This is a genomic window from Pseudomonas sp. S09G 359 (assembly GCF_002843605.1).
Taxonomy (GTDB): domain Bacteria; phylum Pseudomonadota; class Gammaproteobacteria; order Pseudomonadales; family Pseudomonadaceae; genus Aquipseudomonas.
The window spans coordinates 3,686,847-3,707,960 of record NZ_CP025263.1 but is presented as its reverse complement, the minus strand read 5'-3'; the positions used below and the strand labels follow the sequence as shown (position 1 = coordinate 3,707,960).

Annotated in this window: 14 protein-coding genes; 7 read left to right on the top strand and 7 right to left on the bottom strand. The window is 63.3% G+C overall.

Features of this window, described 5'->3' with window-relative positions; all coding sequences use genetic code 11:
* Nucleotides 1–274: 274 nt before the first annotated feature.
* A complete protein-coding gene (locus CXQ82_RS16770) occupies nucleotides 275–883 on the top strand; it encodes a LysE family translocator (protein ID WP_101270909.1) in 609 nt (202 codons plus the stop codon).
* Between the two features lie 314 nt (nucleotides 884–1,197).
* Complete coding sequence (locus tag CXQ82_RS16765; RefSeq protein ID WP_101270907.1) at nucleotides 1,198–2,205, top strand: GlxA family transcriptional regulator; 1,008 nt, start codon at nucleotides 1,198–1,200, stop codon at nucleotides 2,203–2,205.
* A 23-nt stretch (nucleotides 2,206–2,228) separates the two neighbouring features.
* Here CXQ82_RS16765 and CXQ82_RS16760 read toward each other — a convergent pair whose 3' ends face one another.
* The 5 genes from CXQ82_RS16760 to CXQ82_RS16740 are packed head-to-tail and all read right to left on the bottom strand — an operon-like array spanning nucleotide 2,229 to nucleotide 8,660.
* Nucleotides 2,229–3,482 carry an FAD-binding oxidoreductase gene (locus CXQ82_RS16760; protein ID WP_101270905.1) on the bottom strand — a complete coding sequence of 418 codons (1,254 nt, stop codon included), beginning with the start codon at nucleotides 3,480–3,482 and terminating at the stop codon, nucleotides 2,229–2,231.
* Nucleotides 3,483–3,485: 3 nt separating this feature from the next.
* Nucleotides 3,486–5,057: an aldehyde dehydrogenase (NADP(+)) gene (locus CXQ82_RS16755; RefSeq protein WP_101270903.1), complete on the bottom strand. Its 1,572-nt coding sequence runs from the start codon at nucleotides 5,055–5,057 to the stop codon at nucleotides 3,486–3,488.
* Between the two features lie 58 nt (nucleotides 5,058–5,115).
* Entirely contained in the window at nucleotides 5,116–6,063 is a 948-nt protein-coding gene (locus tag CXQ82_RS16750) for a dihydrodipicolinate synthase family protein (RefSeq protein WP_101270901.1), read from the bottom strand.
* A gap of 18 nt (nucleotides 6,064–6,081) precedes the next feature.
* Nucleotides 6,082–7,023 carry a 4-hydroxyproline epimerase gene (locus CXQ82_RS16745; RefSeq protein ID WP_101270899.1) on the bottom strand — a complete coding sequence of 314 codons (942 nt, stop codon included), beginning with the start codon at nucleotides 7,021–7,023 and terminating at the stop codon, nucleotides 6,082–6,084.
* An 11-nt stretch (nucleotides 7,024–7,034) separates the two neighbouring features.
* Nucleotides 7,035–8,660 (bottom strand): APC family permease, encoded by a 1,626-nt coding sequence (locus tag CXQ82_RS16740; RefSeq protein ID WP_101270897.1) that lies wholly within the window; start codon nucleotides 8,658–8,660, stop codon nucleotides 7,035–7,037.
* Between the two features lie 187 nt (nucleotides 8,661–8,847).
* Here CXQ82_RS16740 and CXQ82_RS16735 point away from each other — a divergent pair, with 187 nt between their 5' ends.
* Together CXQ82_RS16735 and treS are read left to right on the top strand one after the other, a co-directional pair.
* Complete coding sequence (locus tag CXQ82_RS16735; RefSeq protein ID WP_101270895.1) at nucleotides 8,848–9,630, top strand: AraC family transcriptional regulator; 783 nt, start codon at nucleotides 8,848–8,850, stop codon at nucleotides 9,628–9,630.
* 106 nt (nucleotides 9,631–9,736) lie between these two features.
* A complete protein-coding gene (treS, locus tag CXQ82_RS16730) occupies nucleotides 9,737–11,800 on the top strand; it encodes a maltose alpha-D-glucosyltransferase (protein ID WP_101270893.1) in 2,064 nt (687 codons plus the stop codon).
* 629 nt (nucleotides 11,801–12,429) lie between these two features.
* Here treS and CXQ82_RS16725 read toward each other — a convergent pair.
* Nucleotides 12,430–13,125, bottom strand: a complete 696-nt coding sequence (locus CXQ82_RS16725) for a response regulator (protein WP_101270891.1) — start codon at nucleotides 13,123–13,125, stop codon at nucleotides 12,430–12,432.
* Between the two features lie 3 nt (nucleotides 13,126–13,128).
* Nucleotides 13,129–14,514, bottom strand: a complete 1,386-nt coding sequence (gene baeS, locus CXQ82_RS16720; protein ID WP_101270889.1) for a sensor histidine kinase efflux regulator BaeS — start codon at nucleotides 14,512–14,514, stop codon at nucleotides 13,129–13,131.
* Between the two features lie 146 nt (nucleotides 14,515–14,660).
* Here baeS and CXQ82_RS16715 point away from each other — a divergent pair, with 146 nt between their 5' ends.
* From CXQ82_RS16715 to CXQ82_RS16705, 3 genes are read left to right on the top strand one after another with little or no spacing between them, the layout of a single operon-like run.
* Entirely contained in the window at nucleotides 14,661–15,830 is a 1,170-nt protein-coding gene (locus CXQ82_RS16715) for an efflux RND transporter periplasmic adaptor subunit (RefSeq protein WP_101270887.1), read from the top strand.
* 2 nt (nucleotides 15,831–15,832) lie between these two features.
* Nucleotides 15,833–18,961: an efflux RND transporter permease subunit gene (locus tag CXQ82_RS16710; RefSeq protein WP_101270885.1), complete on the top strand. Its 3,129-nt coding sequence runs from the start codon at nucleotides 15,833–15,835 to the stop codon at nucleotides 18,959–18,961.
* Entirely contained in the window at nucleotides 18,958–20,343 is a 1,386-nt protein-coding gene (locus CXQ82_RS16705) for an efflux transporter outer membrane subunit (protein ID WP_177409913.1), read from the top strand. The genes CXQ82_RS16710 and CXQ82_RS16705 overlap by 4 nt, the downstream gene beginning before the upstream one ends.
* The last annotated feature ends 771 nt before the right edge of the window (nucleotides 20,344–21,114 follow it).

Here is a 21,114-nt window from a genome sequence, read left to right as displayed (position 1 = left end):
GGCAAGCCACTGGCAGTTTATGACAGGCAAAGAAAAGCCCGTGATGGGGAGCACGGGCTAAAGGGATGTTCATTAGGAGCTGGGTTAACCATAGGCCCGTGACTGTGAAAGGTTTGTGAAATGGATGTAGGCGTTTTCTTAACTCGTTCATCGATCTGACCGCCATGTACTGCCGTAAAGTGTATTCCTTGATCCGTCCCTAGCTGTACGGGGCGGCGGGCGCGCTATCCCGTTACTGTCGCAGGCATACCACCCCCCGTTTGGATGCTGCCTCATGTTCATGTCCACCAGCTTGCTGTCGGCCTTTGTGCTGTTTGCCTTCGTGTCTTCGATCACGCCAGGTCCCAATAACACCATGTTGCTCGCTTCGGGCGTGAACTTCGGGTTTCGCCGCTCGATGCCGCATGCATTGGGGATCAGCATCGGTTTCATGCTGTTGGTGATTTGCGTTGGCCTGGGCCTGGGCGAGGTGTTCAAGGTATTTCCGTGGGCCTATACGCTGTTGCGCTATGTCGGCGCGGCCTACCTGTTGTACCTGGCATGGAAGATCGCGACGGCGGGCGGCATGTCCGATAGCAGCGCTGAACACGGCAAGCCCATGACCTTCCTCGGCGCAGCCGCGTTCCAATGGGTCAACCCCAAAGCCTGGATCATGGCGCTGGGCGCCATCACCACCTATACGCCGGCCGAGGGCTATATCACCAACGTGCTGGTGATTGCGCTGGTGTTTGCCGTGGTCAACCTGCCCAGCGTGTGCGTGTGGGTCGGCTGTGGCAGCGGCTTGCGCAACGTGCTGCGCGAGCCGCGCTGGCTGCGGCTGTTCAACTGGTCGATGGCCGGGTTGCTGGTGCTGTCGCTGTACCCGATGTTGTTTGCCAGCTGAAGGCTAGACCGGCGAGATGGTCGCCAGCAGGCCGATGCCAATGGTCAATACCAGAAAACCGAACAGGAAAAGTGCCATCTTGGTCATAAGGCCTCCGAAGGGAAGGGAGTGGGGATGGGGCTATTCTCCATCCACAACGTATTTCGGTACAGATTCAGATAACAAAGAAAAAACCGTATCAGATCCGCCCGCCGCTGTTCTGCTGCGGGCTTTCGCCGGGTGCGGTTTTCGCAAGATCAGTGCCTGAGACAGCCGCCGCAATTGCCCCTAAGATGGCGCCCATTGCAGCTATAAAAAAAGTGGGCCGACCCTCGATGGAAAGACGTCAATTCAGCGGTGGCATGAAAGGCAAGAACCTGCGCTACCTCAATGAAACCTCGCAGCCGGCGTCGGTTACCCGGGTCGGCTTCCTGCTGCTCGAACATTTCTCCCTTCCGGCCTTCACCCAGACCCTCGACACCTTCGTCACCGCCAACCTGTTGCGCCCTGATCTGTTTGCCGCGCGCACCTTCGGTTGCGGCGATGGCGAGGTCATCAGTGACCTGGGCCTGGTGATCCGGCCCGACGCACGCCTCGATGCCTCGGCCTTGCATGAGCTTGAACTGCTGGTGATCTGCGGCGGCTTCCGCACCGAACTCAAGGCCGGCGACGCCTTCATTCAGTTGCTGCGCAGCGCCGCCGAGCAGGGCGTTATTCTGGCCGGATTGTGGAACGGTGCATGGTTCCTCGGCCGTGCCGGCCTGTTGCACGACTACCGCTGCGCCATCCACCCGGAGCATCGTCCGGCGTTGGCTGAAGTGTCCAAGGCCACCCACGTCACCAGTGAACCCTACGTGATCGACCGCGACCGTCTCACCGCCTCAAGCCCCTCCGGCGCATTTCACATGGCCTTGGACTGGATCAAAGGCTTGCATGACAAAGCCTTGGTCGAAGGTATCGAAGACATTCTGGCCTTTGAGGAATCGCGCTATCGGCGCATCAAGCCCAGCGAAAACGTCAGCGTCAGCGCGCCCCTGCGTGAAGTGGTGAAGCTGATGGACGCCAACCTCGAAGAACCCCTGGAGCTCGACCAACTGGCGGTCTACGCCGGGCGCTCGCGTCGCCAGTTGGAGCGCCTGTTCAAGGAGCAACTGGGCACCACGCCGCAACGCTACTACATGGAGTTGCGCGTGACCGAAGCTCGGCGCCTGTTGCAACACACCGAGCTGTCACAGGTGGAAGTGCTGGTTGCCTGCGGGTTTGTGTCGCCGAGCCATTTCAGCAAGTGCTATAGCTCGTATTTCGGCTACCGGCCTTCCAAGGAGAAGCGACTGGTCAAGTAGCGGCCAGCCGTTGAATGGCGCGGTTAGAAACGCTCCAACCGGTAGGGATGCACACTCGGTAAGCCAGGCTCGCCAGTGCCGGTTTCTGCCAGGTGCCCGATCATCTCCGCCGTTACCGCTGCTTGGGTCAACCCCAGATGCTGGTGCCCGAACGCCAGCAACACTTTGCCATCGCAGACCCGATCGATGATCGGCAGCGAATCCGGCAATGACGGCCGAAAGCCCATCCACGGTGTCGCGTCCTCGGTACTTAGCTCCTCACGGAACAAGCCCTTGCTCAACCGATGCAACTGCCAGGCGCGGTCCATATTCGCCGGGCGCTTGAGGCCGGCGAATTCCACTGTACCCGCCAGGCGCAGGCCGCCTGCCATGGGGGTCATGATGAATTTGCGTTCCAGGGAGGTCACCGCGAAGGGCAGGCGCTGCTGTTCATGGGGCAGCATCAGGTGGTAGCCGCGCTCGGTGTCCAGTGGGACGTTGTTGCCGGTCAGCGCAGCGGTGAGTTTGGCCGAGTGGGCACCGCAGGCGATCAATACCTGATTCGCAGCGAACAAGCCCTGATCGGTGACCAGCGTCACGCCCAGGTCAGCCACCCGTGCATCCAGCACCTGGCGCTGAACAAATTCCACGCCACTGGCCTTGGCCGCCGTCACCAATTCGCACAGCGCTGTGTACGGGTCGAGGAAATGCCCGGTGCTGGGGAAAAACAGCCCACCCCTGATCTGCTCGCTCAATTGCGGCGCGACCTTGCGTATGGCCTCGGCGCTCCAGAAATCCACCGGCACATTCTGCTGCTGCATGCGTTGCTGCAACGCATCGATAGCCGCTCTTGAATTCGCCCGTTCGAACACCAGCAGCGAGCCGTCCTCGCGCAACAACGCCGGCCGTTGGATGCTGTGCAGCAAGCGCTGCCAGGCGCCGAGGCTGGTCTCATTCAAGGCACGGAGGCCCGCCACCGTTTGCCGGTAGCGGGCCGGTTGCAGGTTCAACAGCAGGCGGATAAACCAGGGCAGGGCGCGTGGCAGGTACCGCCAATCCAGGCGCAGCGGGCCCATGGGGTCGATCAGCATGGCGGGCAAGCGCTTGAGGATCGACACGTCGGCAATCGGGAACACTTGCTCGGTGGCCAGGTGGCCGGCGTTGCCATAAGAGGCGCCCATGCCAGGGGGCTGCTGGTCGATCACCACCACCTGCCGGCCCTGGCGCGCCAGCTGCAGGGCGCAGGCGACGCCGATGATGCCGGCGCCGACCACGGCGATATCTGCACGCTCAGCCATCGCCTATGCCTCCCGCTCGCCGTCGAGCAATCGCCGCAGCGACAAGGGGTTGCCCTGTTGCAGCGCCTCCGGCAACAGCGCGTCGGGGAAGTCCTGGTAGCACACCGGGCGCAGGAACCTATGGATCGCCGCCGTGCCCACCGAGGTGCTGCGCGCATCCGAGGTGGCCGGGAAGGGGCCGCCATGCACCATGGCATCGCACACTTCCACGCCGGTCGGCCAGCCGTTGACCAGCAGGCGGCCGGCCTTGCGCTCCAGCACCGGCAGCAAGGCCCGGGCGTCTGCAAGGTCAGCCTCGTCCATGTGCAGGGTGGCAGTGAGTTGGCCTTCCAGATGCTCGGAGACCTGGCGCACTTCATCCGCGTCAACGCACACCACCATCAACGACGCGGCTCCGAAGACTTCGGCTTGCAGATGCTCGTCTGCCAAAAACGCACTGGCCGCAGTCACGAACAGCCGCGCCTGGCCCTGGTTGGGCCCTTGCGCCGGCAAACCCTGTGCGGCGACCTGCGCGTGGTCAGCCAAGGCGCCGATGCCGTCGGCATAGGCACTGTAGATACCCGGTGTGAGCATGGTCTGCGCTGCGCAGTGCGACAGCCGCTCGCCAGCCACCTTGATGAAGTGATCGAGGGCCGGCCCTTTAACCGCGATCACCAAGCCTGGGTTGGTGCAAAACTGCCCGGCGCCCTGAGTCAACGAGGCCACGAACCCTTGCGCCAGGGCCTCACTGCGCGCTGCCAGGGCCGCAGGAAACAGGTACACCGGGTTGATCGAACTCATTTCCGCATACACCGGAATCGGCTCCGGGCGCGCCTGCGCCGCCTGGCACAGCGCGACACCGCCACTGCGCGAGCCGGTAAAACCCACGGCCTTGATGCGCGGGTCGCTGACCAGTGCGATGCCGACTTCATGGCCCGCCCCGTACAGCAGCGAGAACACGCCTGCGGGCAAGCCACTGTCGCTGACCGCCTGGGCGACGGCGCGGCCCACCAGCTCGCTGGTGCCGGGGTGGGCACTGTGCGCCTTGACCACCACCGGGCAACCGGCGGCCAACGCGGAGGCGCTATCGCCACCGGCCACCGAAAACGCCAGGGGGAAGTTACTCGCGCCAAACACCGCCACCGGGCCGAGCGCAATGTGACGCTGACGCAGGTCGGCGCGTGGCAGCGGCTGGCGTTGCGGTTGCGCGGTGTCCACGCGTACATCCAGCCATTCACCGGCGCGCACGCTGCGCGCAAAGGTGCGCAGTTGCCCGCAGGTGCGCCCGCGCTCACCCTGGATGCGCGCAACCGGCAGGCCGGTTTCGGCCACGGCGCGCTCGATCAGCACGTCGCCCAAGGCTTCAATGTAGTCTGCAATGCGCTCAAGAAACCGCGCGCGGTCCTCCAGGGACGTTTCGCGATACGTGTCGAACGCCGCCCACGCCAAGGCGCAGGCCTGTTCCACATGCTCACGGCTGCCACCGGCGTAGGCTGGCTCCATGGGCATGTTGGTGGCGGGGTTGATCGCGCGGATCTCATCGCGAGTGCCGCAGAGGGGTTGCTGACCGATCAGCATCTTGCCCGTCAGAGTCATGGGGGTGTCCTTAAAAAGCGGGTTGGCCGCCGTGAGAACCACGGCGGCGCGTTGGCAATCAGTCGGCGTTCTGCTCGGCCGACCAGTTCGCGTACCACTGGCGGAACAGCGCGTACTGGGCCTCGGCATACCGGCGCTGGGCGTCGCTGAGCACGTCGGTTTCGTTGAAGTGCAGTGCGTAGCCGGTGTCGCCGTTGAGCACCATCAGGTGCTTGTAATACAGCACCAGGTCGCAGCCTTCGTCGAAGGAAGACAGTACCGCCAGCGCGGCTTCCAGCTCCCGGGCCAGGCGGCGGGCCTTGGCGTCGCCCTTGGCCGCTTGCTTGCTCAGGCTCACCAGGTGCAGCACTTCGCGGGGCAGGGCGTTGCCGATACCGGTGATCGCGCCGGTGGCGTTGCAGTTGACGAAGCCGTGCACCACTTGGGTGTCGACACCCACCATCAGGGTCACGCTGTCGTCCTGGGAGGTGATGTGTTCGGCGGCGTAGCGCAGGTCGGCGCCACCGCCGAACTCCTTGAAGCCGATCAGGTTGGGGTGTTCGCGGCGCAGTTCGAAGAACAACTCGGCGCGGGTCGCGAAGCCGTAATACGGGCTGTTGTAGATCACCGCCGGCAGGTTTGGCGCGGCCTTGAGGATCGCCGAGAAATGCGCCTTCTGCGCGGTGGCGGAAGCACCCCGGGACAGCACCCGTGGAATCACCATCAGGCCGTGGGCGCCGACCTTGGCCGCATGGGCTGCGTGGGCGATGGCTTCACGGCTGTTGACTGCACCGGTGCCGACGATGGTTGGCACGCCGGCGGCGACCAGGCGGGCCACGCCTTCCTGGCGTTCGGCTTCGGTCAGCAGCGGCCAGTCGCCCATGGAGCCGCAATACACCACGGCGCTCATGCCGGCCTCGATCAACTCGCGGCCCTTGGCGACCAGCGCGTCGAAGTCCGGCTTGCGCGCGGCGGTGCACGGGGTCATCAGGGCGGGGATGCAGCCGGTGAAGATGTTGTCGCTCATGGTTCTAACTCCGTTCAGTCAAATAGAGAGGGCTTGGATGCCCCAGGCGAAAGGGTCCTGCGCGTCGATCAGCAAGGTGCTGTCGGCGGTCATGTAGGCGCGGCCGGTGATGAAGGGGCGCACACGTTCGCCGTCCCATTCATAACGGCCTTCGAATTGGCTGCCGGTGATGCTGGCTTGGGTCCAGGTTGCACCGGGCGCAAGCTTGCCGTCGGCGGCCAGGCACGCCAGCTTGGCGCTGGTGCCGGTGCCACACGGGGAGCGGTCGTAGGCTTTGCCGGGGCACATCACGAAGTTGCGGCTGTCGGCGTGGGCGTCGTCGGCGAACAGTTCGACATGGTCGATCAGCGCGCCATCCGCACCGTGGATGCCCTGGTCTTCAAGGGCCTTGAGCATTGCCCAGGTGTAGTCGGTGAGGGCATCGACGTTGTCCATCTCCAGCGCCTTACCGTGTTCCGACACCAGGAAAAACCAGTTGCCGCCCCAGGCGATATCGCCCTGCACCACGCCATGCCCCGGAACCATCACCGGTACCTGCTGGCGATGGCGATAAGCGGGCACGTTGCCCAGGGTCACCGCACCGTCTTCATGCAAGGTGGCGCTGACCGGGCCGACCGGCGTGTCGATCACATGCACCCCAGGCGCGATGCGCTGCAGATGGTGCAGGGACGCCACCAGGCCAATGGTGCCGTGGCCGCACATGCCCAGGTAACCGGCGTTATTGAAGAAGATCACCCCGCAGGTGGCCCCTGGCGTGACCGGGTCACAGTACAGCGCGCCGACCAGCACATCGTTGCCACGTGGCTCCAGCAGGCAGGCGCGACGCCATTGATCATGTTCGGTGCGCAGGTGTTCCAGCTGCTCGGCAATGCTCGCGCCCTTGAGCGCGGGGAAGCCGGTGAGCACCAGGCGTGTGGGTTCGCCGCCGGTGTGGGAGTCGATCACATGCAGTCGCTTCATAAAACGCTCCATCAGTGGGTGGCCGGGGTCAGTGGGGCGCGGGTCTGGGGCTCGTCGACGGCTTCGCTTTCATCGGCTTCATGCTCCAGGCGTACCAAGTGCGCCGGCACGCCGGTGGCGGCGCCCCAGTAGTAGATGCCCAAGGCGCAGACGGCGACGACCAGCGTGTCGAACGGGTGGCTGATCACGCCGATGCCACCAAAGCTGCCGAGCTTGGACAGCAGAATGGTCACCGCGTAAAAGCCGATCAGCCAGGCCGACGAACGCACTTGCTGCTTGAGGTTGATATGCGCGGTGGGCGCCCAGCGCGCACACAGCAGGTACACCACAAACATCAGGATTTGCAGGCCGAGCAGCCAGGAAACGGTGCTCCAGCCGGACCAGTACACGATCAACGCTGCAATGATGAACGACAGCGGGCCCAGCACGGCCATGCCCTTGACGCGGAACGGGCGGGCCATGCCCGGCGCGTTGCGACGCAAGGCGGCGACGGTGACCGGGGCCACGGCGTAGCTGAGGATCAGCGCGGCAGACACCACGTTGATCAGCGCTTCCCAGGACGGAAACGGCAGGGTCCAGAACACCGATAAACCAAAGGTCAGCCACAGTGCCGGGCGCGGGATGCCGGACTTCTCATCGATGCGCGTGAAGACCTTGAAGAAGGTGCCGGTCTGCGCCCAGCCGTACACCACACGCGGGGTGGCGTTCATGTAGATATTGCCGCAGCCGCTGGGGGAGATCACCGCGTCGGCCACCACCAGGTAGGCCAGCCAACCCACGCCCAGTGCCAAGGCAATATCGCGATACGGCAGCGCCAGTTCCTTGCTGATGCCGGCCCAGCCATTGGCGAGCATTTCGGTCGGTACGCCACCGAGGAACGCGGTTTGCAGCAGCACATAGATGGCCGTCGACAGCAGCACCGACAGGATCAGCGCAATCGGAATCGTGCGTTGCGGGTTCTTCACCTCGCTGGCCACCGAGATGATCGGTGTCAGGCCCAGGTAAGCAAATATCACCCCGCCCGCCGACACCGCCATCTCGATGCCCGAGAGGCCGAACGGGGCAAAGCCCTGCACCTGGAAATTCGCTGGTTTAAAGAAGGTGAACAGCACGCCGATCACCAGCAGCGGCACGATGAACTTGAACACGCTGACCAGGTTATTGGCGATGGCGAAGGTTTTGACGCTGCGGTAATTGAGCACGAAGAACAGGCACAGCAGGGCGAATTGCACCAGCCAGCCAAGGGTGGTCGGGTCGCTGGAACCGGCCTTGGTCAGATCGGGAAACCAGGCGGCCGCATATTGGCGCGAGGCAACCACTTCGATGGCTACCAGGCTGGAAAACGCGATCAGCGTGATAAAACCCATCAGGTAACCCAACAGCGGGCCGTGGGAGTACACCGGGTAACGCACCACGCCACCGGCGCGGGGCAAAGCGGCACCAAGTTCGCAGTACACGATGCCCAACAGCAGCACGGCGAAACCACCGATCAACCAGGAAATTATTCCGGCCGGGCCGGCGATAGCGGACACATGGCTGGCTGCAAACAGCCAGCCCGAACCGAAGATGGCACCCAAGCCGATAAAGGTCAGGTCCATCAGGGACAGCTGTTTCTTGAACTTGCCTTGAGCTGACATAGCGTCGCCTTCTTGTGAGTTATTGGATAGGCAGCAGTGGGGCTATCCTGAACTCACGGGTGCGCTGGCGATTGATGTTTTTTGCCGACATGGATGACGAATTCAGCACAGTTTGCGTCGCTCGACAGAGTCCTGGGCATCGGGCAATCTGCTACGCGTCGAGGCAATCAACAGGGGCTACACAGTGATGATGCACAGCGCATTTGCGAGCCTTTGCCAAGGGAGCCAGGCGAATCGGCCCCACAGCATCGAGCAGCTATTGGCGGGTGTGGCGCAGCTGTTGCCCATGCTCGATGTGATCCCCAACGCCGCGATTTTCATCAAGGATACGGAGGCGCGTTACGTCCTCGCCAACCGCACCCTGGTGCAGCGCTGCGGCCTCAAGCAGCTGCAACCGTTGTTGGGCAAGACCAGCGCCGACGTATTCCCCGCACAACTGGGCCCCGGCTACACCGAGCAGGACCGACGCGTGCTGGAACAAGGATTTGTGCTCGAAGACCAGCTCGAGCTGCACCTCTACGGCACCCGCGAACCGGGTTGGTGCTTGACCCACAAGTGGCCTTTGTACAACCACGCAGACCAGATCATCGGCCTGGCCGGGATTTCGGTCGACCTGCAATCGGCCAGCGAAACCCACCCGGCCTACGGGCGCCTGGCCGCCGTGGACGAGCACATCCGCACGCACTTCAACCGCCGCGTCACTTTGGGCGAACTGACGCGAATCGCCGGGATTTCCGTGGCGCAACTGGAGCGCTACTGCAAGCGCGTGTTCCACCTGACACCCCGCCAGATGATCCAGAAAGTGCGCCTGGAACACGCCCATCGGTTGTTACACACGGACATGCCGATTACCGACGTGGCGCTGCAGTGCGGGTATACCGATCACAGCGCGTTTACCCGGCAGTTCAAGGCCTCGACCGGGTTTACGCCGCGGCAGTATCGGCAGGCGACGGGGGGAGGTCAGGGGTGACTATTGCTTAGGGATTGAGTTGGCGTAGCGATTTCGATGCAACGAATGCGCCCTGCGCGCCTCATATGTCTACGAGCGACTTTTCACCACAACAGGTACCAGGCTTATGACCGCAGCGCCAAACAACCACGTCAACTGGCTGGTAGAACAGTCGATGCTGCACGCGGCACGCCAGCGCGCCAAGCTCTATTCGGGTCAGGGCCGGTTGTGGCAGCAGCCTTACGCACAGACGCGGCCGCGTGATGCTTCGGCGTTGTCGTCGGTGTGGTTTACCGCGTACCCGGCGTCGATCGTGACGCGCGAGGGCGGTACGGTACTGGAGGCGTTGGGGGATGAGGCGCTGTGGCAGGCGCTGTCGAAAATCGGTATCCAGGGCATTCATAACGGCCCGTTGAAAAAATCGGGTGGCCTGAGCGGCAGCGAGCACACGCCCACCATCGACGGCAACTTTGACCGCATCAGCTTCGAGATCGACCCGCAATTGGGCACCGAGGCGCAGTTGCAGGCGTTGACGCGCATGGCGGCGGCGCACAATGCGGTGATCATCGATGACGTGATCCCGTCCCACACCGGCAAGGGTGCGGATTTTCGCCTGGCCGAGATGGCCTACGAGGATTACCCCGGGCTCTACCACATGGTGGAAATCCGTGAGGAAGACTGGCCGCTGCTGCCGGACGTGGCCGAGGGGCGCGATGCGCAGAATCTCAGCCCGGCGCAGGTGGATGCCCTGCGTGACAAGCACTACATCGTCGGTCAACTGCAGCGGGTGATCTTCTTCGAACCCGGGGTGAAGGAAACCGATTGGAGTGCTACCCAGGTCGTGCTGGGTGTGGATGGCAAACCGCGTCGCTGGGTGTACCTGCATTATTTCAAGGAGGGCCAGCCGTCGCTGAACTGGCTGGACCCGACCTTTGCCGCGCAACAGATGATCATTGGCGATGCCTTGCATGCCATCGATGTGATGGGCGCGAAGATCCTGCGCCTGGACGCCAATGGTTTTCTCGGTGTGGAGCGCAAGCTGGATGGCAGCGCCTGGTCGGAAAGCCACCCGCTGTCGATCACCGGCAACCAGTTGCTCGGCGGGGCGATCCGCAAGGCCGGCGGCTTCAGCTTCCAGGAGTTGAACCTCACCGTGGATGACATCGCGTCGATGTCCCATGGCGGCGCCGATCTGTCCTATGACTTCATCACCCGCCCGGCGTATCAACATGCGTTGCTGATGGGTGATGCCGAGTTCCTGCGCCTGATGCTGCGTGAAATGCACCGCCAGGGCATCGACCCCGGCTCGTTGATCCATGCCTTGCAGAATCACGATGAACTGACCCTGGAACTGGTGCACTTCTGGACGCTGCATGCGCATGACAGCTTCCTCTATCAGGGCCAGACCTTCCCCGGCAATATCCTGCGCGAGCACATCCGCGAGCAGATGTATGAGCGCCTGGCCGGTGAGCACGCGCCGTACAACCTCAAGTTCGTGACCAATGGTGTGTCGTGCACCACCGCCAGCATCATCACCGCGGCACTGGGTATTCGTGACTTGGACGCGATCAGCGCTGCCGATATCCAGCAGATCCGCCAGATCCATTTGCTGCTGGTGATGTACAACGCTATGCAACCTGGGGTGTTTGCGTTGTCGGGTTGGGACCTGGTGGGGGCGCTGCCATTGGCGGCGGATGAGGTGGCGCATTTGATGGAGGACGGCGATACGCGCTGGATCCATCGCGGTGCCTACGACCTGGTGGACTTGAACCCCGAGGCCGAGCTTTCAGCCGGGCAGATGCCGCGTTCGAAAAGCCTGTACGGCAGCTTGAACAGCCAGTTGCAGGACCCCGAGTCATTCGCCTCGCAACTGCAAAAAATCCTCGCAGTTCGCCGCGCCTACGACATTGCCGCCAGCCGCCAGGTACTGGTGCCGGACGTGCAGAACCCGGCGCTGCTGATCATGGTCCATGAATTACCGGCCGGTAAGGGCACACAAATCACCGCGCTGAACTTCGGCGCCACGCCGATCACCGAGACGCTCAACCTGCCTGATATTGCGGCGGGGATGGTGGTGGACATCATCAACGAACGGGTCGAGGGTGATCTGACCGCCGAGGGTGAGTTCACGATTACGCTGGATGCGTATGAAGGGCTGGCGTTGCGGGTGATCAGCAGTTCACCAACATAGTTGAGCTGAATGTACCTGTTGCGGCGATCGGGCTTGTTTTGGCGATCGGGCTTATATGGTGAGCAGGCTTGTTGTGGCGAGCGGGCTTGCCCGCGTTGGGCTGCGTAGCAGCCCCAGGTCAGTCACCGAGTTCTACCGGTAAAACGCGGTAGCAGGTTTTAGGGCCGCTTCGCACCCCAACGCGGGCAAGCCCGCTCGCCACAATAAGCCCGCTTGCCACACAGGCGTCGCCTAGGTACGGGTTTGAGTGCGACTAGGATCATGGCTTTTTTCAAGGAGATGAAACGGTGTTCGCAAAAAATACTCAGGTGATCGAGGCTGTTGTGCCGAGAGGGCTTGTGTGGCGAGCGGGCTTGCCCGCGTTGGGCTGCGTAGCAGCCCCAGGTCAGTCACCGAGTTCTACCGGTAAAACGCGGTAGCAGGTTTTAGGGCCGCTTCGCGCCCCAACGCGGGCAAGCCCGCTCGCCACAACAAGCCCGCTCGTCACACAGGCGTCGCCTTGATACGGGTTTGAATGCAACTAGGATCATGGCTTTTTTCAAGGAGATGAAACGGTGCTTGCGAAAAAATACTCAGGTAATCGGGGCTGTTGTGTACAGGCCAGCGGTCTGTAACGAAGGCAGTGTGCATCAGGGCTTCGGCTTAGCCTGGGCCAACTGAAACCGATACCCCACCCCATACAACGATTCGATCGGCGTTTCCCCCGGGCAGGCCTGTTCCAGTTTGCGTCGCAGGTTGCGGATGTGGCTGTCCACCGTGCGGTCAGTCACCACGCGGTGGTCGGAGTAGATCTGGTCCAGCAACTGGTCGCGGGAGAACACGCGGCCGGCGGAGCGCGCGAAGGTATTCAGCAGGCGCAACTCCAGGGGCGTGAGGTCCAGCGCGATGCCGTCGAGTGAGGCCTGGTATTGCGCCTCGTCGATCAGCAGGCGCGGGCGGGTGTTGTCCAGCAGTTGCGGGCTGCGGCGCAGGATGGCCTTGACCCGGGCCACCACTTCACGCGGGCTGAAGGGCTTGCAGATGTAGTCGTCGGCACCCAGCTCCAGGCCGAGCAGGCGGTCCACTTCCTCGACGCGGGCGGTGATCATGATGATCGGTATCGCGCTGAAGCCGCGCAGGTCCTGGCACAGCTGCATGCCGTCACGGCCGGGCAGCATCAGGTCGAGCAGGATCAGCCTGGGATCGTGGGCGCGCACTGCAGGGACCACTTGCAGGCCGTTGTCCAGGCACAGGGTGGTGTAGCCGGCCGCCACGAGGTAGTCCTGCATCAAGGTCGCGAGCTTGGGTTCGTCTTCGACGATCAGCACCGGACGTTCATCGCTCATGGTTCACAGGCTCCGTGGCAAGCGCAGGGTAAGCCACAACCCGCCCAGGGGCGAGTGGTCGGCGCTGAGGCTGCCGCCGTGGGCGAGGGCGATACTGTGACAGATCGCCAGGCCGAGGCCCGCGCCGCCACTGGTGCGGTTACGCGAGGCTTCGCCCCGGTAGAAACGTTCGAAAAGGCGCGGCAGTTGGCTGGCGGACACCCCGGGGCCGGAATCGATGAATTCGATGCGCAGCTCATCACGTTCCGCTGTGGCGCTGACGCGGACCACGCCATTTGGGTCGGTGTAGCGCACGGCGTTCTCCAGCAAGTTGGAGAACAGCTGCTGCAAGCGGCTGGCATCCGCCACCAGCTCCAGCGGCGGGGTCGGCAGCGCCAGTTCGACGCGCAGTTGCCGCGCGCTCAAACGCTCTTGGAACATGCCCACACTCTGTTCCAGCAACGTGTTGAGCACACACGGGGCCTTGCGATAGGTGAGGGCGCCGACGTCGGCCAGGGACAGCTCATACAGGTCATCCACCAATTTGCTGAGCATGCCGACTTCGCCTTGGAGTGATTTCATCGAGTGCTGGTCCAGCGTGCGCACGCCGTCTTCGATGGCCTCCAGTTCGCCGCGCAGCACCGACAACGGGGTGCGCAATTCGTGGGAGACATCGGCCATGAATTCGCGGCGCATCTTCTCGTTGCGCTCCAGCGTATAGGCCAACTGGTTGAAGTCCCGCGCCAACTGGCCTACTTCGTCATTGGAGGCCACGGCCACGCGGCTGCCGTAGTCACCACTGGCCAGGCGATGGGTGGCGGCGGCCACGCGCTTGACCGGCTCCAGCAGCGTACGGGCGATCCACCAGGCGATCAGCATCGCCAATAGCAGTGAGAACACCCCCATCACCAGGCTGGTGCGCAACTGGTACTGCTGGAAGCGTTCGCCACCGGCCTCGGTCACGCTCTGGAAGGGGGTGACGGCCAGCCAGCCGACAGTCTCACCGGCAACGATGATCGGCAGCGCCAAGGCGTCGTCGCCAATGGCCGGGTAGCCGGTGACGCGTTTTTTGTCCTTGTCGAGCAGGGCGATGCGGAACAGGGCGCCCGTGAGGTCGGAGATCTGCGGTGTCTTGAGGTCGCGCACCGGTTGCTGTTCGCCGGGCTCCGGGCGCATCACTTCAAACCAGCGGTCGGGCTGATTGCGAAAGAACTCCCAGCTGCCATCACGCGCGTAGGCGCTGGCCAGGCGTGGCAGCACCGGCGCCATGCGCTCCAGTGCCTGTTCATTGATGTAGCCGAGGAAGCCGCGCCCGAAACTCCAACTGGTGGCCAGGCCCATGCTCAGGATCACCAGCAAGACGCCGGCCAGCACCGCAATGAACAGCTTGGTGGAGATACTCAACTTCATGTATTCGGGCCGTTTTGGAGTGAATGCGACCATTTAGGCCTTCGCGTACGAAAGATTCAAGCCGCGCGGGCAATCTTCAATTTTCCTGCACATTTGCCTTGCAGCATGGCGTATGGCTCAAGCCGTTCCGTCTTGCAGAGGCAACTATGTCGACCAAAATATTCGCTAAATACCTGGTAACCGCCGCGGTTTTCCTGGCCCTGATCCTGCTGGTGCTGCTCGGCGGTTGCTCGGCCGGTGACCCCACGCCCCCGGTGGCGCCACCCACGGTGTCGGTGATCAGCGTGCAGCCGCGAAGCCAAGTGTTGACCACTGAACTCGCCGGGCGCACCCAGGCGTTCATGGTCGCTGAGATTCGCCCGCAGGTCGGCGGTATCGTGCAGCAACGGCTATTTGTCGAAGGCGCCGAGGTGAAAGCCGGGCAAGCCCTGTACCAGTTGGATGCGGCGCCGTACAAGGCGGCGTTGGCGCAGGCCCAGGCGAGCTTGAGCAAAGTGCGCGCCACGCTCAAGTCGGCGCAGACCACTGCCAGCCGTAATGCCCAGCTGGTGAAGATCGATGCCATCAGCCAGCAAACAAACGAGGATTCACAGGCCACGCTGCTGACCGCCGCCGCTGACGTCGAGGCCGCCCAGGCCGACGTCGAGACTGCACGGATCAACCTGGCCTACACGCGTATTACTTCTCCCGTTGCCGGGCGCATTGAAGTGTCCAGCGTGACGCCGGGGGCATTGGTGGTGGCCAACCAGGACACCGCGCTGACCACCGTGCAGCAACTCGACCCGATCTATGTGGACGTGACCCAGTCCACCACCGAGCTGCTCAACCTCAAGCGTGAGTTGGCCCGTGGCACCTTGCAGGGCATCGGCGAGGACGAGGCGCGGATCAGCCTGAAACTCGATGATGGCAGCCTCTACAACCATGCAGGCCGTTTGAAGTTCAGTGGGGTCAGCGTCAACCAAAGTACCGGTACCGTGACCCTGCGTGCCGAGTTCGCCAACCCGGAACACCTGTTGTTGCCGGGCATGTATGTGCGTGGCGTGTTGGAGCAGGGCCGGGATGACCAGGCCATCCTGATCCCGCAACGGGCGGTCAACCGCAGCGCCAGCGGCGTGACCTCGGTGTTGCTGGTGGCAGGCGGCAAGGTCGAGCAGCGCGTTGTCAGCGTGGACCGGGCCGTGGGCAACCAGTGGTGGGTCACGGCAGGCCTGCAGGCCGGTGAGCAAGTGATCGTCGAAGGCGGGCAGAAGGTGCACGTGGGGGCGGCTGTTACGGTGCAATCCGCCGACGTCGGTGCCTTGGCGAAGGAGGGCTGAACATGGCGCGGTTCTTTATCGATCGACCAATCTTCGCCTGGGTAATCGCGATTGTGATCATGCTCGGCGGCGCGCTGTCCATCAGCCAGTTGCCGCTGGAGCAATACCCCGACATCGCGCCGCCCACCGTGCGCATTTCCGCGACTTACACCGGCGCCTCGGCCAAGACCGTCGAAGACTCGGTGACCCAGGTGATCGAGCAGCAACTGACCGGACTGGATAACCTCACCTACATGTCATCCTCCAGCAGCTCGGCGGGCAGCGCGAGTATCAGCCTTACGTTCGCCGCCGGCACCGACCCGGATGTGGCGCAGATGCAGGTGCAGAACAAGCTGCAACAAGCCGAGTCGCGCCTGCCGCAGTCGGTGCAGAGCGAAGGCCTGACCGTGACCAAGGGCGGCTCGGACTTCCTGATGATCGCCGCGTTGGCTTCGGACAACCCCAGCGTCACCGGTACCCAGATCGGCGACTACATCTCCAGTACCTTGCTCGACTCCATCAGCCGCATCGACGGCGTAGGCGAGGTCCAAACCCTGGGGTCGGGCTACGCCATGCGCATCTGGCTCGACCCGGCGTTGCTGGAAAAGTATGCGTTGATGCCATCGGACGTGAGCACCGCCCTGGAAGCGCAAAACACCGAAGTGTCCGCCGGCCAGCTCGGCGCGTTGCCGGCGGTGAAGGGCCAACAGTTGAACGCCACCATCAGCGCGCGCAGCAAACTGCAGAGCGCAGAAGAGTTTCGCAATGTGGTGGTCAAGTCCTCCAGCGATGGCGCGGTGGTGCTGCTCGGCGATGTGGCCACGGTGGAGCTGGGCAGCGAGAGCTATGACGTGAACTCGGCCCTCAACGGCAAACCGGCCGCGGCCATGGGCGTGCAACTGGCGGCGGGGGCCAATGCACTGAAGGTCGGCGAGGCGGTCAAGGCCAAGCTGGCGGAGCTTGCGCCGTTTTACCCGACGGAAATGCAGCTTAAAAACGTGATCGCCTACGACACCACGCCCTTTGTCAGCCTGTCGATTGAAGAAGTGGTCAAGTCCCTGGGCGAAGCCATCGTGCTGGTGGTGCTGATCATGTTCCTGTTCCTGCAAAACCTGCGGGCCACGTTGATTCCGGCGATTACCGTGCCGGTGGTGTTACTGGGCACCTTTGGCGTGCTGGCGTTGATGGGGTATTCGATCAATACCCTGACTATGTTCGCCATGGTCCTGGCCATCGGCTTGTTGGTGGACGACGCGATTGTGGTGGTGGAAAACGTCGAGCGTGTGATGAGCGAGCAGGGGCTGTCGCCGCTGGCGGCCACGCGGCAGTCGATGGGTGAAATCACCAGTGCCCTGATCGGTATCGCGCTGGTGTTGAGTGCGGTGTTTATTCCCATGGCGTTTTTTGGCGGCTCTACGGGGATCATCTACCGGCAGTTTTCCGTGACCATCGTTTCGGCCATGGTGCTCTCGGTGCTGGTGGCGATGACCCTGACCCCGGCACTCTGCGCGACGTTACTCAAACCGTCGCACAGCCATGCTCACCAGCGTGGGTTCTTCGGCGCTTTTAACCGTGGTTTCGAGCGTTGCTCGGCGCGTTATGAACACAGCGTTGATTGGGTGCTGCAACGCAGCCGCCGCAGTTTGCTGGTGTACGCGCTGGTGGCGCTGGCCATGGCCGGTGGGTATGCCAGCCTGCCGACCTCGTTTTTGCCGGATGAAGACCAGGGCATCCTGATGGCTCAAATCCAGTTGCCGGTCGGCGCTACTGACAGCCGCACTCAGGCGGTGATGGCGCAGTTCGAGGCGTACATCCTCAAGCAGCCGGAAGTGGAGGCAATGATCAGCATCACCGGCCTGGGCATGGGCGGTAACAGCCAGAACACGGCGCGTGCGTTTATCCGTCTCAAGGACTGGAGCGAGCGTTTGGGCAGCGGCGCGGATGCCGCCTCGATTGCCCAGCGCGCCACCCTGGCGCTGGCCAGTATTGGCGATGCCGATGTGTTCGTGATGCAGCCTCCCGCCGTACGCGGCCTGGGGCAAAGCTCGGGGTTTGATTTGCAACTCAAGGACCTCGGTGGCCTGGGCCACGCTGCACTCGTGGCGGCGCGCGAGCAATTTATCGAATTGGCCAAACAAGACCCGCGCCTGCTCGGCGTGCGCAGCAATGGATTGGACGATACACCGCAGCTCAAGGTCAGTATCGATGACCGCAAGGCCGGGGCCTTGAGCCTGGCTACCAGCGATATCAATACCACCTTGTCCACGGCACTCGGCGGCACCTATGTGAATGATTTTCTCAATCAGGGCCGTGTGAAGAAAGTTTACGTGCAGGGCGCAGCGGACTCGCGCATGCAGGCCGCCGACCTGGACCATTGGTTTGTGCGCAACAGCAACGACGAGATGGTGCCGTTTTCGTCCTTTGCCACCAGCACCTGGAGTTATGGTTCGCCGTTGCTGGAGCGCTACAACGGCAGTGCCTCCCTGGAAGTGGTGGGCGACCCCGCGCCGGGGGTAAGTTCCGGGGATGCGATGGATGCCGTGGAGGCCATCGCCCGGCAGCTGCCCCAAGGCATCGGCTACGAGTGGACCGGACAGTCCTATCAACTGCGGTTGTCGGGTTCCCAGGCGCCGCTGTTGTACGCGGTCTCGGTGCTGTTTGTGTTCCTGTGCCTGGCCGCGTTGTACGAGAGTTGGTCGGTGCCGTTTTCAGTGATTCTGGTAGTGCCGCTCGGCGTTGTCGGTGCGGTTCTGGCCACACGGTTGACCGGGCTGAGCAATGACGTGTATTTCCAGGTCGGCCTGCTGACCACGGTGGGGCTGGCGGCGAAGAATGCGATCCTGATCGTCGAGTTCGCCAAGCACCTGCAAGAGCAGGGCAACAGCCTGCGCGAGGCCACGTTGCTGGCGGTGCGCCAACGTCTGCGCCCGATCCTGATGACCTCGCTGGCCTTCATGTTCGGCGTGCTGCCCTTGGCCGTCAGCAGCGGCGCGGGTTCCGCCGGGCGCCGCGCGATCGGCACCGGCGTGCTCGGCGGCATGTTCAGCGCCACGCTGCTGGGGATTTTCTTTGTGCCGCTGTTTTTTCTGTTGATCCGCCGCCGCTTCAGTCGCACCGGCACGACTCAATCTGCCCTGAAAGGTGACGCATGATCCGGTTTCACTGGCCTTTGCTGGCCGCGCTGGCCCTGAGTGGCTGCATCAACCTTGCGCCGCACTACCAACAGCCCGAGGCGCCGGTGCCAAGCGAATGGCAAGCGGGCGTCAAGGGCGAGGTGGCGGCCGATATCCAATGGCAGCAGTTCTTTACCGACCGCCGCCTGGCGCAATTGCAAACCCTGGCCCTGGCCAATAACCGCGACCTGCGCCTGGCCAGCCTGAATATCGAAAAGGCCCAGGCGCAATACCGCATCCAGCGCGCGGCAGCGTTGCCGACGATTGATGCCGGTGTCAGCGGCACCCACAGCCGCACGCCGGGGGCGCTGTCCAGCAGTGGTACGGCGACCACCGGCCACGACTACAGTGCGCAGTTGGGGTTGAGCAGCTATGAAGTGGATGTGTTTGGCCGCGTGCAGAACCTGCAGGACGAAGCGCTGGAAGCCTACCTGGCGCTGACCGAAACCCGCCGCAGCACGCAAATCAGCCTGGTGGCCGAGGTGGCCACGGCGTGGCTGACGCTGGCCGCCGACAACGAGCGCCTGCACCTGGCCGAGGACACCCTGGCCAGCCAACAGTCCACCTACGAGCTGACCCAGCGCAGCCATGCACTGGGTGGTTCGGCGGCACTGGCGGTGGCTCAGGCGCAAACCACCGTCGAGTCGGCACGGGGTGATGTGGCGGAGTACCAAAGCCAGATACTGCAGGACCGCAACGCCTTGCGCCTGCTGGTGGGCAGCGACATCCCCGACAGCTTGCTCCCCGGCACTCATCTGCAATCGGCGGCGGCACTGGTGGAGGTGCCGGGTGAACTGCCCTCGAGCCTGCTGCAGCGGCGCCCGGATGTGCTCGCGGCGGAGCACAGCCTCAAGTCCGCCAATATCGACATTGGTGCGGCCCGGGCGGCGTTCTTCCCCAGCATCAGCCTGACGGCCAGCGCCGGCTCTGCCAGTGCGTCACTGTCCAGCCTGTTCAAGGCCGGCAGCGGCGCCTGGAGCTTCGCGCCGAGCATCAGCCTGCCGATCTTCGATGCCGGCAGCAACCGCGCCACCCTCGACGCAGCCAAGGTCGAGAATGACATCCAGGTGCAGACCTACCAGCAAACCCTGCAAACCGCGTTCAAGGAAGTCGCCGACGCTTTAGCCGTACGCAGCACCCTCGACCTGCGCCTGGCCGCGCAACAGGCGCTGACCGAGGCGAGCCAGCAGAGTTATGACCTGTCCAACGCCCTCTACCGCGCGGGCTCGCAAAGCTACCTCGAAGCCCTCGACGCCCAGCGGTCGTTGTACAGCGCCCAGCAAGACCTGATTACCCTGCGCCTGGCTGAGCAGAGTAACCGAGTGAGTTTGTACAAAGTGATGGGAGGAGGGTGGCAGTAGAAGCCAATGCAACGCTGCTCGCGAAACAAATACCGAGACAGACGCGCCCGCCGTGACGAGCGGGCTAGTGTGGCGAGCGGGCTAGCCCGCGTTGGGCTGCGCAGCAGCCCCAGGTTGCCAGGCACACCGCATTCTTCATGACAGGGGCCGCTTCGCGCCCCAACGCGGGCAAGCCCGCTCGCCACATAGGCGGCGCCTTGATGCGGGCTTGAATGCAATCCGGATCATGGCCTTTTTCAAGGGAGTGCAACGATGCTTGCGACACAAATACTCAGACGAGCACGGCTTCTGTGGCGAGCGGGCTTGCCCGCGTTGGGCTGCGCAGCAGTCCCAATTCGCCAGTTACACCACATTCTTCATGACAGGGGCCGCTTCGCGCCCCAACGCGGGCAAGCCCGCTCGCCACAACGGCGGCGCCTTGATGCGGGCTTGAATGCAATCAGGATCATGGCCTTTTTCAAGGACACGAAATGATGCTTGCGACACAAATACTCAGACGAGCACGGCTTCTGTGGCGAGCGGGCTTGCCCGCGTTGGGCTGCGCAGCAGCCCCAGGTTGCCAGGTACACCGCATTCTTCATGACAGGGGCTGCTTCGCGCCCCAACGCGGGCAAGCCCGCTCGCCACATAGGCGGCGCCTTGATGCGGGCTTGAATGCAATCAGGGGCATGGGCTTTTTCAAGGACACGAAATGATACTTGCGACACAAAAACTGAGGCGAGCACGGCTTCTGTGGCGAGCGGGCTTGCCCGCGTTGGGCTGCGCAGCAGC